Source organism: Kitasatospora sp. NPDC023385, from assembly GCF_055664045.1.
Genome location: NZ_JBVOOL010000008.1, coordinates 25,545 through 41,785 on the forward strand (window position 1 = coordinate 25,545; position 16,241 = coordinate 41,785).

Consider the following 16,241-nt stretch of genomic DNA (forward strand, 5'->3'; position numbering starts at 1 on the left):
CCGAGATGGCGTGAAACGGAGCGATCGTGTCGTACGAGATCTCTGCTCTCAGCGCATCCGCGCCCACCCGCCACAAGCAGCTGCTCGCTTGGGTGAGCGAGATCGCCGAGCTCACCCAGCCGGACCGCATCGAGTGGTGCGACGGTTCCGCCGAGGAGTACCAGCGCCTCGCGGACCTGCTGGTGGCGCAGGGCACCTTCAAGAAGCTCGACGAGGACAAGCGCCCCAACTCCTACTACGCCGCCTCGGACCCGACGGACGTGGCACGCGTGGAGGACCGCACCTACATCTGCTCCGAGCAGGAGAAGGACGCCGGACCGACCAACAACTGGAAGGCCCCCGCCGAGATGCGGGCCGTCTTCCAGGGCGAGCAGGGCCTTTTCCGTGGCGCGATGAAGGGCCGCACGATGTACGTCGTGCCCTTCTCGATGGGCCCGGTCGGCTCCCCGCTGGCCGCGTACGGCGTCGAGATCACCGACTCCGCCTACGTCGCCGTGTCGATGCGCGTGATGACCCGCATGGGCCGGGCCGTGCTGGACCAGCTCGGCGAGGACGGCGACTTCGTCAAGGCCGTGCACACCGTCGGCGCCCCGCTCGCCGCGGGCGAGGCGGACGTGCCGTGGCCGTGCAACAGCACCAAGTACATCTCGCACTTCCCGGAGACCAGGGAGATCTGGTCCTTCGGCTCGGGCTACGGCGGCAACGCCCTGCTCGGCAAGAAGTGCTACGCGCTGCGCATCGCCTCGACCATGGCCCGCGACGAGGGCTGGCTGGCCGAGCACATGCTCATCCTGAAGCTCACCCCGCCGGCCGGCTCCGCGGGCGAGGCGGAGCCCAAGTACGTCGCGGCCGCTTTCCCCTCGGCCTGCGGCAAGACCAACCTGGCCATGCTCCAGCCGACCATCCCGGGCTGGAAGGTCGAGACGATCGGCGACGACATCGCCTGGATGCGCTTCGGCGCCGACGGCCGCCTGTACGCCATCAACCCCGAGGCCGGTTTCTTCGGCGTCGCCCCCGGCACCGGCGTGGACACCAACGCCAACGCCATCGAGACCCTCTGGGGCAACACCGTCTTCACCAACGTCGCCCTCACCGACGACGGCGACGTGTGGTGGGAGGGCCTCACCGAGGAGCCCCCGGCGCACCTGACCGACTGGCGCGGCAACGACTGGACCCCCGAGTCCGGCACCCCGGCCGCCCACCCGAACGCCCGCTTCGCCGTCCCGGCCGCGCAGTGCCCGACCATCGCGCCCGAGTGGGAGGACCCGGCCGGCGTGCCGATCTCGGCGATCCTGTTCGGCGGCCGCCGCGCCACCGCCGTCCCGCTGGTGACCGAGTCCTTCGACTGGCAGCACGGCGTCTTCCTCGGCGCCAACATCGCCTCCGAGAAGACCGCCGCCGCCGAGGGCACGGTCGGCGAGCTGCGCCGCGACCCGTTCGCGATGCTGCCGTTCTGCGGCTACAACATGGGCGACTACTTCGCCCACTGGCTGAAGATCGGCGCCCAGGCGGACCCTGCCAAGCTGCCGAAGATCTACTACGTCAACTGGTTCCGCAAGAACGCCGAGGGCGCGTTCGTCTGGCCCGGCTACGGCGAGAACAGCCGTGTGCTCAAGTGGGTCGTCGAGCGCCTGGAGGGCACCGGCGAGGGTGTCGAGACCCCGATCGGCGTGCTGCCGACCGTCGAGGGCTTCGACCTCGGCGACCTGAAGCTGTCCCAGGAGGACCTCGACCTGCTCTTCACCGTGGACGCCGACATCTGGCGCCAGGAGGCCGCCCTCGTGCCGGCCCACCTGGAGACCTTCGGCGACCACACGCCGAAGGAACTGTGGGACGAGTACCGAAGCCTGGTCGCGCGTCTCGGCTGAGCCTCAGGGCCCAACCGAGCGAGAGGCGGCGCGCGGCACGAACCGAGCGAACCGCCGAGTGACAGGACGGCCGGAGTTCCGCCGAGCGATCTTTCCCCGACCAAGGAGATCGCCCGGCCGGGACTCCGGCCGTAGTGCTTCCCGCGGCCCGCGCCGACCCGGCCGCGTGGTCACGGCCGGGTAAGTCACGGCCGGGTGGTCACGGCTGGGTGTAGCCCCCGAGGAACTCGCCGATGCGGGTCACGGCGTCGGTGATCTCCTCCGGCCGCGGCAGGGTGACCAGGCGGAAGTGGTCCGGCTCGGGCCAGTTGAAGCCGGTGCCCTGGACCAGCAGGATGCGCTGGGAGCGCAGCAGGTCGAGGACCATCCGGGCGTCGTCCTTGATCTTGTAGACCTTCGGGTCCAGCCGCGGGAACGCGTACAGCGCGCCCTTGGGCTTGACGCAGCTGACCCCGGGGATCTCGTTGAGCAGCCGGTGCGCGGCGTCGCGGGAGGCGAGCAGCCGGCCGCCGGGGAGCACCAGGTCGCGGATCGACTGCCGGCCGCCGAGCGCGGCGGCCACCGCGTGCTGGGCGGGCATGTTGGCGCACAGCCGCATGGAGGCGAGCACGGTGAGGCCCTCGACGTAGCTGCGGGCGCGGTTCCGGTCGCCGGACAGCACCATCCAGCCGGAGCGGAAGCCCGCGACGCGGTACGCCTTGGACAGTCCGTTGAAGGTGACGCAGAAGAGATCCGGGGCCAGGGTGGCCAGCGGGACGTGCTCGGCGTCGTCGTAGAGGATCTTGTCGTAGATCTCGTCCGCGTAGACCACCAGCTCGTGCCGGCGGGCGATCTCGACGATGCCCTCCAGCACCTCGCGCGGGTAGACGGCGCCGGTCGGGTTGTTCGGGTTGATCACCACGATGGCCCTGGTCCGGTCGGTGACCTTGGCCTCGATGTCGGCGAGGTCCGGGTACCACTCGGACTGCTCGTCGCAGCGGTAGTGCACCGCGGTGCCGCCGGCCAGCGAGACCGAGGCGGTCCACAGCGGGTAGTCCGGGGCCGGGACGAGCACCTCGTCGCCGTCGTCCAGCAGTGCGGTCATCGCCAGCTGGATCAGCTCGGAGACGCCGTTGCCGAGGAAGACGTCGTCGACGGAGAGACCGTGCAGTCCGCGGTCCTCGTAGTGCATGACCACGGCGCGGCGGGCGGAGAGCAGGCCCTTGGAGTCGCCGTACCCGTGCGCGTTCGCGAGGTTGCGCAGGATGTCCTGGAGGATCTCCGGGGGCGCCTCGAAACCGAAGGTGGCCGGGTTGCCGGTGTTGAGCTTGAGGATGCGGTGGCCCTGTTCCTCCAGCCGCATCGCCTCTTCGAGCACCGGGCCGCGGATGTCGTAACAGACGTTGGCGAGCTTGCTGGACTGGATGACCTGCATGCCTGCCTACTTTAGGGGTACGGACGGCCCTTCGGCGGACCACCGGAAAGACGCTCCGGAGGCTTCCGCCGCGGTGCCCTTGGATCGGCAGGCGGGCTTGGTGGCGGGCCTTCCAAAGGGGGATCGCGGTGTCCGGAATGCTCCCGTATGCGAGGAACACCGGCCGGTCCTGATCCGGAACGAGACGGACGGCACACCGCCCGGCGCGGGAGGATGTGGCCGGTGCGTCGATCGAGGAGGGGGTGCGCCCGTGGTGCCGGTCGTGGTCGCGGCGGTGCTGGTCGGTCTTCTGGTGGCTCCGCTGCTGCGCGGGCTGGTCGCCCGGTTCGCCGTGCCGGAGGGCGAACCCTGGTGCGACGCCTGCCCGTTGTGCGCGGGCGAGGTGCGGCTGCTGCCGCCGACCGGGCGCTGCCCGGGCTGCCGGGAGAGGCTGGGCGCGGGCGCGTGGACGGTGGAGGCGGTCGCGGTGGCGGTGGCCTTCGCGGTGGGGTGCGCGGCGGACGGGCCGGCGGCCGCGGCGCTGGGCTGGGCGGCCGCGCTCGGGGTGGCGCTCGGCTTCGTCGACGCGCGGGTGCGCCGGCTGCCGTACCGGCTGACCCTGCCGCTGCTCGGCGGGGTGGCCGCGCTGCTGGTGGTGGCGGCGCTGGCGGAGGGGCGGCCCGGGGTGCTGCTGCGCTGCCTGCTGGTGGCGCTCACGGTCGGCGCGGTGCTCGAACTCGCCGTCTGGGTCGGCGCGTTGGGGGCCGGTGACTCCCCGCTGGGGTTCGCGCTGGGCGGGCTGCTCGGCTGGTACGGCTGGCCGGTGGCGCTCGGGGGGTTGGTCGTGGCGGTGGTGCTCGCCGGGGTGTGGGCGGTGCTGCGGGCCGCCGCCGCCCTGGCCCGCCGGCGCCCGGTGCGCGGACTGGACGTGCCGGTGGGCCCGTTCCTGCTGCTCGGCGCGCTCACCGCCGTGCTGGCGAGGTAGCCGTCCGGCCGTCCCGGTACCGGGTCCAGGAGTAGGGGACGGCCCGGCGCGCAGACCCCACCCCCGAGGAGCGGCGCGCCGGGGCGGCGAGGCGTTACGGCATCTTGTGGACGAACGGGCCGACCGCACCCGAGAACGCGTTGCCGTTGTTGGCGTCCCAGTTGGTGGACCAGGTCATCGCGCCGCGGATGGTGGGCCACTTGGCCGGCGGGACGAAGCTGCCGCAGTTGTTTCCGGTGGCCAGGCAGTCCAGCGCGTTGTTGACCACGGTCGGCGAGACGTAGCCGCCGCCCGCCGCCTTGGCCGAGGCCGGCACGCCGATGCCGACCTGGTCGGGCCGCAGGCCGCCCTGGATGTGGGTGCAGACCTGCGAGGTGATGAAGTCGATGGTGCCCTGGTTGTAGACCTTGCCGTCGCAGCCGTTCATGCCGCCCGAGTTGTAGAACTGGGTGTTGACGACGGTGAGGATGTCCTTGGTCCTCAGCGCCAGTTGGAAGTAGGCGCCGGCGGTGCTGTACATCCCGATGGTCTCGGGCGCCATGGTCAGGACGAAGCCGGGGCCGACCTTGGCCTGCAGGGAGTGCAGCGCGTCGCCGAGCGGTCCGGCCTGGACGCCGTTCTCCAGGTCGACGTCGATGCCGTCGAAGCCGTAGTCCTTGATGATCGCGTAGGCGCTGTCGGCGAAGTTGGCGGCCGCGGTGGCGTCTCCGACGGTGATCGCGCCGTTCTGGCCGCCGATGGAGAGGACGACCTTCTTGCCGGCCGCCTGCTTGGCCTTGAGGTCGGCGCGGAACTGGGCGTCGGTGTAGCCGCCGAGCGCCTTGGACAGGCCCGGGTCCAGGGTGAAGCTGATCGCGCCGGTCCGGGTCGGCACGGCGTCGGCGAAGGAGACCGCGATGATGTCGTACGCGCTCTGGACGTCGCTCAGCCGCTGCGGGGTCGAGTTGTTGTCGAAGTTCTGCCAGTAGCCGGTGACCACGTGCGCGGGCAGACCGGTGGCCGGCGGGGTGGTGCCGGTCGGGGTGGGGGTCGGCGTCGCGGTCTGGGTGGGCGTCGCGGTGGCCGTGGCGGTCGGCGTCGGCGTCGGCGTGGGGGTGGGGGTCGCGGTGGGCGACGGGGTTCCGGTGCCGCCGGGGCCGACCAGGGTGACGTCGTCGGCGAGGTAGGCGCCCTGGCCGTACCAGCCGTGCAGGTAGACGGTGACGGTGGTGGCGTTCGCCCCGGTGGTGAAGGTGGTGGACAGCTGGTTCCAGCTGCTCTGGTTCGACCAGGCGGACGGGTCGGTGCCGCCGGTGCCGCGCGCGCCGAGGTAGACGTACGGGCCCTGGACCCACGCGCTCAGCGTGTAGCTGGAGTTGGGCAGCACGCTGACGGTCTGGGAGCACTCGGCGGTGTCGCCGGCGCCCGGGGTGGCCTGCAGCGCGCCGGTGCCGGAGTGGACCGGCGAGGAGACGGCGGCCGCGCCGCCGGTACAGCTCCAGCCGCCCAGCCCGCTGTCGAAGCCGCCGTTGGAGACCAGGTTGCCGACGGCCGCGTTGGCGCCGCCGGCGAAGAGGGCGAGGCCGCCGCCGGCCAGGGCGAGGGCGGTGGCGCCGGCCGCGACGGCCGGGAGGGGGCTGCGCCGGCGCTTGTGCGCGGGCTGGTTCAGCGTACGGGCCATGGGGCGACGCTCCTGGGGGAGGAGCGGCCGCCGCGGTGGGGGGCGCGGCGGCCGCGTGTGGGGGAGGGGAGGTCCGAGGTGGGCCGGTGGGGACCGCAGCGGCCAGGCTGCCGTCCCGGAATCACAAGCTGGACTAGACCATTGCTGGTCGTCAAGCATCGGACCGACGGCTTACGGTTCCGTTAAGGATTCGGAGACCGTTCCGTGTCCGCGCCCCCACCACCCCCGCACCGTGCCCCGCGCGCCCCTTGCAGACCGCCGCAGACCCTCCGCAGGCCCGCCGCCGACCTCCGACACGCCCGCGGTGACAGGCTCCGCACAGGACCGTGACCAGACCGCTACCTGCGGCTTTACCGTGCGCGTGCGGGCGGGAGTAGGCTGCGCCGGGGCGGTGACGCACCAGCTGAACGAGCACGGAGGGGTCCGGGAACATGGGTCTGCGCGATGTCGCCGAACGGACGCCGGGGCTGCGCACCCTGCTGGGCGGGATGTACGGGCTCTACGGCCGCCGGGTCGAGGTCCACCTCGCCCGCACCCCGCACCACATCGGCGTGATCCTGGACGGCAACCGCCGCTGGGCCAAGGCCACCGGCGGCTCCACCGCGTACGGACACCGGCGCGGCGCCGACAAGATCACCGAGTTCCTCGGCTGGTGCGACGAGACCCACGTCAAGGTCGTCACCCTCTGGATGCTCTCCACCGACAACCTGGACCGCCCGGCCGACGAGCTGGTCCCGCTGCTCGGCATCATCGAGGACGCCGTCACCGGCCTGGCCGCCGCCCGCCGCTGGAAGGTCCACCCGGTCGGCGCGCTGGACCTGCTCCCGCAGCACACCGCCGACGTGCTCAAGCGCGCCGCGGAGGAGACCGCCGACATCGACGGCATCACCGTCAACGTCGCGGTCGGCTACGGCGGCCGGCACGAGATCGCCGACGCCGTCCGCTCGCTGCTCCAGGAGCACGCCGGACGAGGAACCTCGATCGAGGAACTGGCCGAGGTGCTGACCGTCGAACACATCTCCGAGCACCTCTACACCCGCAACCAGCCCGACCCGGACCTGATCATCCGCACCTCGGGCGAGCAGCGGCTGTCCGGTTTCCTGCTCTGGCAGAGCGCGCACAGCGAGTTCTACTTCTGCGAGGCGTACTGGCCGGCCTTCCGCAAGGTCGACTTCCTGCGGGCCCTGCGCGCGTTCGAGCAGCGCCACCGGCGAATGGGCCTCTGACTGCCCTTCGGACCCCCGGCCCGGTGGGGCTCCCGGCCGGGCGCGAGGCGAAGTGACCGCCGTAGGGCTGGCCTACCCGGCGCCCAGGCGAGGCCAAACGTTCACCGGCAATGATCCGTCAGTTCTCCGGGGGCGCGAATGCACCGCCCCCCGCCTGGGAATACTCCAGTCAGTCCGGTCCCGAGGCCACCGGGGCAGCGGGGGCCGGCTTGCCGCGGGTGACGCAGGGTCATCCGCTCTGGAGGCCTAGTGGGCAGTTCCAAGAGCCGCCGGACACCAGACCGGCGCACGTACGTTCTCGACACCAGCGTGCTCCTGGCGGACCCGCTCGCCATGACCCGCTTCGAGGAGCACGAGGTCGTCCTTCCGGTGGTGGTCGTCACCGAGTTGGAAGCCAAACGGCACCATCCGGAGCTGGGCTACTTCGCCCGCCAGGCGCTGCGGATGCTCGACGACTACCGCATCCGGCACGGCCGGCTCGACGAGCCGATCCCGGTCGGCGAGCTCGGCGGCACCATCCGGGTCGAACTCAACCACTCCGACGTGTCGATACTGCCGGCCGGGTACCGGGCCGGCGGCGGCGAGGCGGACACCCGGATCCTGGCGGTCGCCCGCAACCTGCAGGCCGAGGGCTACGACGTCACCGTCGTGTCCAAGGACCTGCCGCTGCGGATCAAGGCCAGCTCGGTGGGCCTGCTCGCCGAGGAGTACCGGGCCGAGCTCGCGATCACCTCCGGCTGGACGGGCATGGCCGAACTGCACGTCCCGGCGGACCGGGTGGACGCGCTGTTCGCGGCCGGCCACGACGCCGCGGTGGAGGTCGACGGGGCCGGCGAGCTGCCGGTCCACACCGGGCTGGTGCTCACCTCGGAGCGCGGCCGGGCGCTCGGCCGGGTCGCCGGCGACGGCCGGGTCCGGCTGGTGCGCGGCGAGCGCGAGGCGTTCGGGCTGCGTGGGCGCAGTGCCGAGCAGCGGGTGGCGCTGGACCTGCTGCTCGACCCGGAGATCGGCATCGTCTCGATGGGCGGCCGGGCCGGGACGGGCAAGTCGGCGCTGGCGCTGTGCGCGGGGCTGGAGGCGGTGCTGGAGCGGAGGCAGCACCGCAAGGTGATGGTCTTCCGGCCGCTGTACGCGGTCGGCGGCCAGGAGCTCGGCTACCTGCCGGGCAGCGAGGCGGAGAAGATGGGCCCCTGGGCCCAGGCGGTCTTCGACACTCTCTCGGCCGTCACCACCCCGGACGTGATCGAGGAGGTGATCTCCCGCGGGATGCTGGAGGTGCTGCCGCTGACCCACATCCGGGGGCGCTCGCTGCACGACGCCTTCGTGATCGTGGACGAGGCGCAGTCCCTGGAGCGGAACGTCCTGCTGACGGTGCTGTCCCGGATCGGCCAGGGCTCGCGGGTGGTGCTCACCCACGACGTGGCGCAGCGGGACAACCTGCGGGTGGGCCGGTACGACGGTGTGGTGGCGGTGGTGGAGAAGTTGAAGGGGCATCCGCTGTTCGCCCACATCACGCTCACCCGCTCGGAGCGGTCGCCGATCGCGGCGCTGGTCACGGAGATGCTGGAGGACATCAACCCGTGATCCGTCCCTGATCGGGACATTGTCGGACAATCCGGTCAACTCAGGTCTCGGGGCTCGTTCCTGACGGAGCGGGCCCCATCCGTTTCATCACATCGAGTGCTTTCCGTCCGGGGAACTCCCGTCCGGTGAATGTGACATGCGCCACGCAGGGGGGAATTGCGTCGGCGGTGCCCGGTGCGGCATGGTGAGGGTTCTGTCAGGCCCCGCGTACGGCGCGGCAGGGCTTCCGGACTCCGGAAGTCAGGCCCGGAAGGTTCGCCAACTCCGTTCGGTGGACGCACAATTGAAGACCGAGAGCCGTACGCCGCCCGATTCCAACGCCCGGTCGCCTCACCTCGGCCGGACGCCGGGCCAGCACCTCCCGTGACCAGAGCACCGTACGGAGGTCCGTGCCAAGGGGCATGTTGCGCCCGCACGGTCACGCGTGGGCGATGCTGGAAGGAATCCATGTGACTCGGATCTCGGTCCGGGGAGTCGCTGTGGCCTCCGCCACCGCCGTCACCGCTGTCGGTGCCGTCGTGGGTATGGCCTCGGGCAGCGAGGGCAAGACGACGCAGACGGTCGATGTCGCCGGCGCGACCCTGCTTGCCGAAGTCCCCTCTGGCGCCCAGGCGCAGACCATCAGTGACAACATCGGCCAGCAGGCGACCGCGCAGCAGGCCTCGGCCGACGCCGCCGCCAAGGCCGCCGCGGAGCAGAAGGCTGCCGACGAGGCCGCGCGCCAGAAGGCCGCCGCCGACGCCCAGGCCAAGGCGGACGCCCAGGCCAAGGCCGACGCGGACAAGGCTGCCAAGGCCGCCGACGACGCGCGCAAGGCCACCGAGGCCGCCAACCGGTCCAAGGCCCGCTCGGCGATGACCGCCGTCGACGACAGCGCGCCGCCCGTCTCGGTCAGCCCGGGTTCGGTCCAGGACATCGCCCGGCAGATCGTCGGCAGCGACGCCCAGTTCCAGTGCTTCAGCCAGATCGTGAAGCGTGAGAGCGGCTGGGACTACACGGCGACCAACAAGAGCTCCGGCGCGTACGGCCTGGTCCAGGCGCTGCCCGGCTCGAAGATGGCGTCGGCGGGTGCCGACTGGCGCACCAACCCGGCCACCCAGATCACGTGGGGCCTCAGCTACATGAACAGCCGCTACGGCAGCCCCTGTGGCGCGTGGTCGTTCTGGCAGGCCCACAACTGGTACTAGGAGCGGTTGCCGCTCCGGCGGCGCACTCCGCACGGCCCCCGGCCGCTCGCCCTCCCGGGCGGGCAGCCGGGGGCCGTCGCCGTTTCCGGTCCGGGCCGCGGGCGGCGGGCCGTCGGTCGCGGAAGGTGGGGCCGCGCCGCCCGTGCCGCGCTGACCATGGCGCGCGCGGGCGGGGCGGTCCCGGGTGCGGACGCGGGGCGCGGGAAGGGGTCCTGGTTGCTCCCCACACCGGCCGGTCCACCGGCGGATGGCTCCTGGGGGACGGGCCCTCGGGGGGTGGGCTCTGGGGGGAGGGGCTCTTGGGGGCGCTGCCCTCCGGGGGCCTCGTCCCGTCTCCTCCCCAGCGAAGTACGTCCAAAACCACCTGAAACATCGCTGTTTGTCCATATTTTCGAGGCGGGTGGTCCGAGGCGAACCCACCGGCGGTCGGACTCGCGGCCCCCTTGCCGGGTAGCGTCATCCCTGACGGCCGCGGCGGGAGCCCGCGGCGTACCGCCGGGCACGGCGGATCGGGTCGGGGAGCGGTGGTAGCGAGGATGGCGCGGGGCGGAAAGGCCTTCAAGGCCGTGGCCAAGGGCATGGCCGTGGTGGTGAGCGCGGCCGCCGTGATCGAACGGCGCCGACGCGCCGCGATGGCGGCCGACCCGCACGAACTCGCCGTCCCGCTGCTGATGGACGGGCACGTGGCGGCGCTGGCCGAGGCATCCGGCCCGGTGCCGGTCCCCCGGGCCGACCCCACCCCGGCGTCGGTGGCGGCGGGGCCGACGGGCTCCGAGGGCGCCCGGGTCGCGGCGGTCACCGAGGCTGTCGAGGCCGCTGAGGCCGTCGAGGTCTCCCCACCGGCCGCGCCTGCCGCACCCGCCGAGCCGGCTCCCCCCGCACCCGCCGCCCACGCGGCTCTCGGCCGGGAGTACCACCCCGGCCGGCCCGCCACCCCCGCCGAGGCGGTGCCGTGGGGGCTGCGGGTGGCCGCCGAGTCGACCTGGCGGCTGCTGCTGCTCGGTGCCGCGCTCTACGTCGTCTTCTACGTGGTCGACATGCTGCGGCTGGTCGCCTTCTCGGTGCTGGCCTCGCTGCTGATCACCGCGCTGCTGGAGCCCTCGGTGTCCTGGCTGCGCCGGCGCCGGGTGCCGCGCTCGCTGGCGGCGGGCGGGGTGTTCCTGAGCGGTCTGGCCGGGATCGGGCTGGTCGGCTGGTTCGTGGTCTGGCAGGTGACCACCAACCTGACGGACGTCACCAACCAGGTCAAGAACGGTGTGAACCAGCTGAAGGACTGGCTGGTCACCGGGCCGCTGCACCTGACCCAGCAGCAGATCACCGACTTCGCCAACCAGATCACCAAGGCGATCACCACCAACACCGACCAGCTCACCTCGGCCTCGATCACCGGCGCGCAGATCGCCGTCGAGGTGCTGACCGCGGTGCTGATGACCTTCTTCACCACCTTCTTCTTCCTCTACGACGGCGAGCGGATCTGGAACTGGGCGATGCGCGGGCTGCCCCGGCACTCCCGCTTCGCGATGGCCGGCGCCGGCCCGAAGGCCTGGGCGACGCTCACCGCCTACGTGCGCGGCACCGTCTGCGTGGCCTTCATCGACGCGGTCTGCATCGGGATCGGCATCGACCTGCTCGGCGTGCCGCTGGCGATGCCGCTGGCCGTGATCATCTTCCTGGGCGCCTTCGTCCCGCTGGTCGGCGCGCTGGTCACCGGCACCGTCGCGGTGCTGATCGCCCTGGTCACCCAGGGGCCGTGGACGGCGCTGATGGTGCTGGTGGTGCTCATCGCGGTGATGCAGGTCGAGAGTCACATCCTGCAGCCGCTGATCCTCGGCCGGGCCGTCCGGGTGCACCCGCTGGGCGTGGTCCTCGGCGTCGCGGCCGGCGGCATCATCGGCGGCATCGGCGGCGCGGTCGTCGCCGTCCCGCTGATCGCCGTCACCAACACGGTGATCACCCACCTGCGCCGCCGCAACGAGGCGGGCCAGGCCGTCTTCACCGCGCTCGAAGCCGCCCGCGAGGCCGCCGAGCGCACCGCCGCCACCCAGCCCGCGGCCACCCACCCAGCCGCCACCCACCCCGCCGCCGCGCCGACCGTCCGACCGGCCACGGACTGACCGCCCGGGCGGAAAACGGCGGCGGGCCCCTCACGGACATGGTGTCCGGGAGGGGCCCGCGGGGTGCCGGGTGCGTCAGGCGGTGGCGGCGGCGAGGGCGGCCTCGGAGTCGAGGACGCCGGCCACGGCCTGCAGGACGGCGGCGATCTTCATCGAGGCCTGGACGACCTCGCGCTCGACGCCGGCCTTGCGCAGCACGGCCTCGTGCGAGTCGAGGCACTGGCCGCAGCCGTTGATGGCCGAGACCGCGAAGCACCAGAGCTCGAAGTCGACCTTCTCGACGCCCGGGGTGCCGATGATGTTCATCCGCAGACCGGCCCGCATCGTGCTGTACTCCTTGTCGGAGAGCAGGTGCAGCGTCCGGTAGTAGACGTTGTTCATCCCCATGATCGCGGCCGCGCCCTTGGCGGCGGTGTACGCCTCGGGGGACAGGTTGGCCTTGGCCTCGGGCTCCAGCTCGCGCAGCAGACCGGGGCTGCGGGTGGCCATCGCGCAGGACAGCACGGTGCCCCAGAGCTGCTGGGCGGGGAGGTCGGAGTTGCCGATGACCGAGCCCAGGTTGAGCTTGAGGTCCTTGGCGTAGTCCGGGAGGGCGGCCTTCAGGTCGTCGAGGGCCATGGTTCAGCCCGCCAGCAGGGCCTGGGCGTCGAGGGTGTCCTCGCCCTTGGTCCAGTTGCACGGGCACAGCTCGTCGGTCTGCAGGGCGTCCAGCACCCGCAGGACCTCCTTGGGGTTACGGCCGACGGAGCCGGCGGTCACCATGACGAACTGGATCTCGTTGTTCGGGTCCACGATGAAGACGGCGCGCTGGGCGGTGCCGTCCTCGCCCTCGACGCCGCAGGCGCGCATCAGGTCGTGCTTGATGTCGGCCAGCATCGGGAAGGGCAGGTCACGCAGGTCCTTGTGGTCCTTGCGCCAGGCGTGGTGCACGAACTCGGAGTCACCGGAGACGCCGAGGATCTGGGCGTCGCGGTCCGCGAACTCGTCGTTCAGCTTGCCGAACGCGGCGATCTCGGTCGGGCAGACGAAGGTGAAGTCCATCGGCCAGAAGAAGACGACCTTCCACTTGCCCTCGTAGGTCTTGTGGTCGATGTCGGCGAAGGCGTTCGCGGCGTCCAGGTCGACACAGGCCTTGAGGTCGAACTCGGGGAACTTGTCACCGATCGTGAGCACGTTCGCTTCTCCTGAAGTGAGATGAGGGGAGCTTTGTCCGGATTCCGGACACCGATCACGATTCCACATCGTGGACTGATCGGGGAAATAGCTAAACTCGATGTGTCTGATCGGAGATTGCTATCAGTACTGAATCCCCCACGTCGCAGCCCGGCCCCCGCCGGGGCGCCCCCGCCAAAGCCGCCCGGACTGTGGCGAGCACCACAGCCCGCAGTCCGCGCGCCCCGACCATCGCCCAGCTGCGCGCCTTCGTCGCGGTCGCCGAGCACCGGCACTTCCGGGAGGCCGCCGCCGCCACCGGGATGAGCCAGCCGACGCTGTCCGGGGCCGTCGCGGCGCTGGAGGAGTCGCTGGGCGCGCAGCTGGTCGAGCGTACGACGCGCAAGGTGATTGTCACCCCTCTGGGGCAGCGGGTGCACCAGCACGCACGCCGGGTGCTCGCCTCGCTACAGGCGCTCACCGAGGAGGTCGAGGCCGCCCGCCGCCCGTTCACCGGGCCGCTGCACCTCGGCGTCATCCCGACCGTCGCGCCCTACCTGCTGCCCACCGTGCTGCGGCTGGTCCGCGACGGCTTCCCGGACCTGGAACTGCACGTCCACGAGGAGCGCACCCCCTCGCTGCTGGAAGGCCTGGCCGCCGGACGCCTGGACGTCCTGCTTCTGGCGCTCCCGGCCGGCGGGCCCTCGCCCACCCTGGACATCCCGCTGTTCGACGAGGACTTCGTCCTGCTCACCCCGCCCGGCCATCCGCTCGCCGGGCGGACCGACGTCCCGCGGGACGTGCTGCTCGACCTGGACGTCCTGCTGCTGGAAGAGGGGCACTGCCTGCGCGACCAGGCGCTGGACATCTGCCGCGAGGTCGGCGCCGACCCGGCGGGCGCGACCACCCGCGCGGCCGGCCTGTCCACCCTGGTCCAGCTGGTCGCCGGCGGCCTCGGGGTGACCCTGCTGCCCGCCACCGCCCTGGACGTCGAGGCGGGCCGCGCCGACCGGCTGGCCGCCGTCCGCTTCGCCGCCCCGGCGCCGGGCCGCCGGATCGGGCTGGCCGTCCGCCCGGGCTCGGCCCGCGGCGCCGAGTACGAGCGCTTCGCGGCCGCGCTGCGCGAGGTGCTGGTGGAACTGCCGGTACGGATCGTCTCCTGACGGGCCCTAGACCTGCGGCGGCAGCCGCTGCTCGAACCAGACCACCTTGCCGGTGCCCAGCCGGGTCGCGCCCCAGCGGTCCGCGCACCGGGCCACTATCTGCAGCCCGCGCCCGCGTTCGTCCTCCGGCCCGGTACGGCGCGGGCGCGGCAGCAGCGGGCTGTCGTCGCCGACCTCGCAGCGCAGCCGGGTGGTGCGCACCAGGCTCAGGGTGACCGGCCGGGTGGCGTGCTGGACGGCGTTGGTCACCAGCTCGCTGACCATCAGCTCGGTCGCCTCGCTGAGCTCGTCCATCCCCCAGCGGCGCAGCGTGTGCGCGACCAGTCGGCGGGCCCGCCCCGGGGTCTCGTTGCGCGGCTGCAGGTACCAGTGCGCGACGTCCCCGGCCGGGATGCCGTCGAAGCAGGCGCCGAGAAGGGCGATGTCGTCCCCGCGGTCGCCGGGCGGCAGGATCCGCAGCGCCTCCTGGCACAGCTGTTCCGGGGACTGCCAGCGGGCCGCGGCGATCCGGGCGCGCAGCACCTCCAGGCCGTCGCTGATCGGGCGGGTGCGGGTCTCCACCAGGCCGTCGGTGAACAGCAGCAGCGCCGAGCCGGGCGGCGCGGGCAGCTCCACCGAGTTGAAGTCCACCCCGCCGACCCCGATCGGCGCCCCGGAGTCCAGCTCCACCAGTTCGGCCGTCCCGTCCGGGCGGACCAGCACCGGCGGGACGTGCCCGGCGTTGGCCAGCACCACGCGGTTGGCGATGGGGTCGTAGACGGCGTACACGCAGGTGGCCAGGTGCTGTTCGCGGCCGAGCCGCTGGGCCTGTTCGTCCAGGTGGTACAGCACTTCGTGCGGCGGCAGGTCGAGTGCCGCCAAGGTCTGGGCGCTGGTGCGCAGTTGGCCCATGATGGCGGCCGAGGTGAGCGAGTGGCCCATCACGTCGCCGACGATCAGGGCGACCCGGTTGCCGGGCAGCGGGACGGCGTCGTACCAGTCGCCGCCGACCTGTGCGCCGCGCTCGCCGGGCAGGTAGCGCTGGGCGAGCCGGACGCCGTGCGGCTGCGGGAGGCGCAACGGCAGCATGCTGCGCTGGAGTTCGTTGGCTATCTCCCACTCGCGGGCGTACCGCAGCGCGGTGTCCACGGCCAGCCCGGCCTGGGTGGCGAGGTGCGCCGCGGTCGCGGTGTCCGCGGCGTCGAAGACCGGGCGGCCGGTGCGTTCGGGAGGGCGGCGGATCAGCACCAGCAGCCCGAGGACGGCCTTGCGGCCGCGCAGCGGCAGGGCGAGGACGGAGGTGCCGGCGGCCAGTCGGGCCACCCCGCGGGTGCCGTACAACTCGCGCAGCAGCACCTCGGTGCGCTCGGCGGCGGGGGTGCCGAGGACGGCCGGCTCGGCGGGGCGGCGGCTCAGCAGGGCGTGGGCGAGCGCTCCGCCGCGGGTCACCGGGGTGGCCGGGCCGCTGTCGGCGGTCGAGCGGGTGCCGTAGCGGGAGCGGCGCCGGTCGTCGAAGCCGCCCGGGCGGCCGCGGCGGCCGATCCGGGTGCCGGTGCTGTGGTGGATCCGCAGCTCCTCCGGGAAGCCGGGTTCGCGTTCGACGTTGGGCAGCGGGTCGCGCAGGTGCACCACGGCGGCGTCGGCCAGCGTGGGGACCAGCACCCGGCCGATGTTGCGCAGCGTCGCGGCGAGGTCGAGGGCGCTGTTGATGCGCCGGGTCGCCGAGTCCAGGTAGGCGAGGCGGTCCGCCAGGTCGGCGCGGTCCGGCCGCGCGGCCGGGGGCTTCCGCGGAGCCTGTGCCCGGGCCGGGACCTGGCGGCGCTGGCCCGGGACGGCGGGCGGCTGCTCCGCCTCGGTCTTGAGCTGGTCGCGCACGGCTGCCTGTCCTGGATTCGGTGTGGTGGGTGAGCTGTTCTGTTGCTGCCGCTGC

Annotated in this window: 12 protein-coding genes; 7 read left to right on the top strand and 5 right to left on the bottom strand. The window is 72.7% G+C overall.

The genetic code is table 11. From position 1 onward, the window contains the following. Nucleotides 1-26: 26 nt before the first annotated feature. Nucleotides 27-1,868 carry a phosphoenolpyruvate carboxykinase (GTP) gene (locus tag AC0B61_RS14930; protein ID WP_471741078.1) on the top strand — a complete coding sequence of 614 codons (1,842 nt, stop codon included), beginning with the start codon at nt 27-29 and terminating at the stop codon, nt 1,866-1,868. A 199-nt stretch (nt 1,869-2,067) separates the two neighbouring features. On the opposite strand, the gene AC0B61_RS14935 is transcribed toward AC0B61_RS14930, so the two are convergent. Then, nucleotides 2,068-3,282: a pyridoxal phosphate-dependent aminotransferase gene (locus AC0B61_RS14935; protein WP_471741079.1), complete on the bottom strand. Its 1,215-nt coding sequence runs from the start codon at nt 3,280-3,282 to the stop codon at nt 2,068-2,070. A 250-nt stretch (nt 3,283-3,532) separates the two neighbouring features. Between AC0B61_RS14935 and AC0B61_RS14940 the strand changes: the two genes are divergently transcribed. Then, nucleotides 3,533-4,246 (top strand): prepilin peptidase, encoded by a 714-nt coding sequence (locus AC0B61_RS14940; protein WP_471741080.1) that lies wholly within the window; start codon nt 3,533-3,535, stop codon nt 4,244-4,246. A gap of 94 nt (nt 4,247-4,340) precedes the next feature. On the opposite strand, the gene AC0B61_RS14945 is transcribed toward AC0B61_RS14940, so the two are convergent. Further along, nucleotides 4,341-5,906: a chitinase gene (locus AC0B61_RS14945; RefSeq protein WP_471741081.1), complete on the bottom strand. Its 1,566-nt coding sequence runs from the start codon at nt 5,904-5,906 to the stop codon at nt 4,341-4,343. 431 nt (nt 5,907-6,337) lie between these two features. Here AC0B61_RS14945 and AC0B61_RS14950 point away from each other — a divergent pair, with 431 nt between their 5' ends. From AC0B61_RS14950 to AC0B61_RS14965, 4 genes are all read left to right on the top strand, one after another. Next, nucleotides 6,338-7,132 (top strand): isoprenyl transferase, encoded by a 795-nt coding sequence (locus AC0B61_RS14950; protein WP_471741082.1) that lies wholly within the window; start codon nt 6,338-6,340, stop codon nt 7,130-7,132. 249 nt (nt 7,133-7,381) lie between these two features. After that, on the top strand, nt 7,382-8,716 hold the full coding sequence (locus tag AC0B61_RS14955) for a PhoH family protein (RefSeq protein WP_471741083.1): 1,335 nt from the start codon (nt 7,382-7,384) through the stop codon (nt 8,714-8,716). Nucleotides 8,717-9,165: 449 nt separating this feature from the next. Then, nucleotides 9,166-9,903, top strand: coding sequence for an aggregation-promoting factor C-terminal-like domain-containing protein (locus tag AC0B61_RS14960; RefSeq protein WP_471741084.1), 738 nt, complete (start codon nt 9,166-9,168; stop codon nt 9,901-9,903). A gap of 536 nt (nt 9,904-10,439) precedes the next feature. Next, the gene (locus tag AC0B61_RS14965; protein WP_471741085.1) at nt 10,440-12,017 is read left to right on the top strand and encodes an AI-2E family transporter; all 1,578 of its coding nucleotides are present in this window, start codon (nt 10,440-10,442) and stop codon (nt 12,015-12,017) included. Between the two features lie 75 nt (nt 12,018-12,092). Here the strand turns inward: AC0B61_RS14965 and AC0B61_RS14970 are convergent, their stop codons facing one another. Then, nucleotides 12,093-12,635: an alkyl hydroperoxide reductase gene (locus AC0B61_RS14970; RefSeq protein WP_030236574.1), complete on the bottom strand. Its 543-nt coding sequence runs from the start codon at nt 12,633-12,635 to the stop codon at nt 12,093-12,095. A gap of 3 nt (nt 12,636-12,638) precedes the next feature. Then, on the bottom strand, nt 12,639-13,190 hold the full coding sequence (locus AC0B61_RS14975) for a peroxiredoxin (protein ID WP_380647111.1): 552 nt from the start codon (nt 13,188-13,190) through the stop codon (nt 12,639-12,641). A 191-nt stretch (nt 13,191-13,381) separates the two neighbouring features. Between AC0B61_RS14975 and AC0B61_RS14980 the strand changes: the two genes are divergently transcribed. Continuing rightward, nucleotides 13,382-14,332 carry a LysR substrate-binding domain-containing protein gene (locus tag AC0B61_RS14980; RefSeq protein WP_471741086.1) on the top strand — a complete coding sequence of 317 codons (951 nt, stop codon included), beginning with the start codon at nt 13,382-13,384 and terminating at the stop codon, nt 14,330-14,332. A gap of 6 nt (nt 14,333-14,338) precedes the next feature. On the opposite strand, the gene AC0B61_RS14985 is transcribed toward AC0B61_RS14980, so the two are convergent. Then, the gene (locus tag AC0B61_RS14985; protein WP_471741087.1) at nt 14,339-16,186 is read right to left on the bottom strand and encodes an ATP-binding SpoIIE family protein phosphatase; all 1,848 of its coding nucleotides are present in this window, start codon (nt 16,184-16,186) and stop codon (nt 14,339-14,341) included. Nucleotides 16,187-16,241 lie beyond the last annotated feature (55 nt).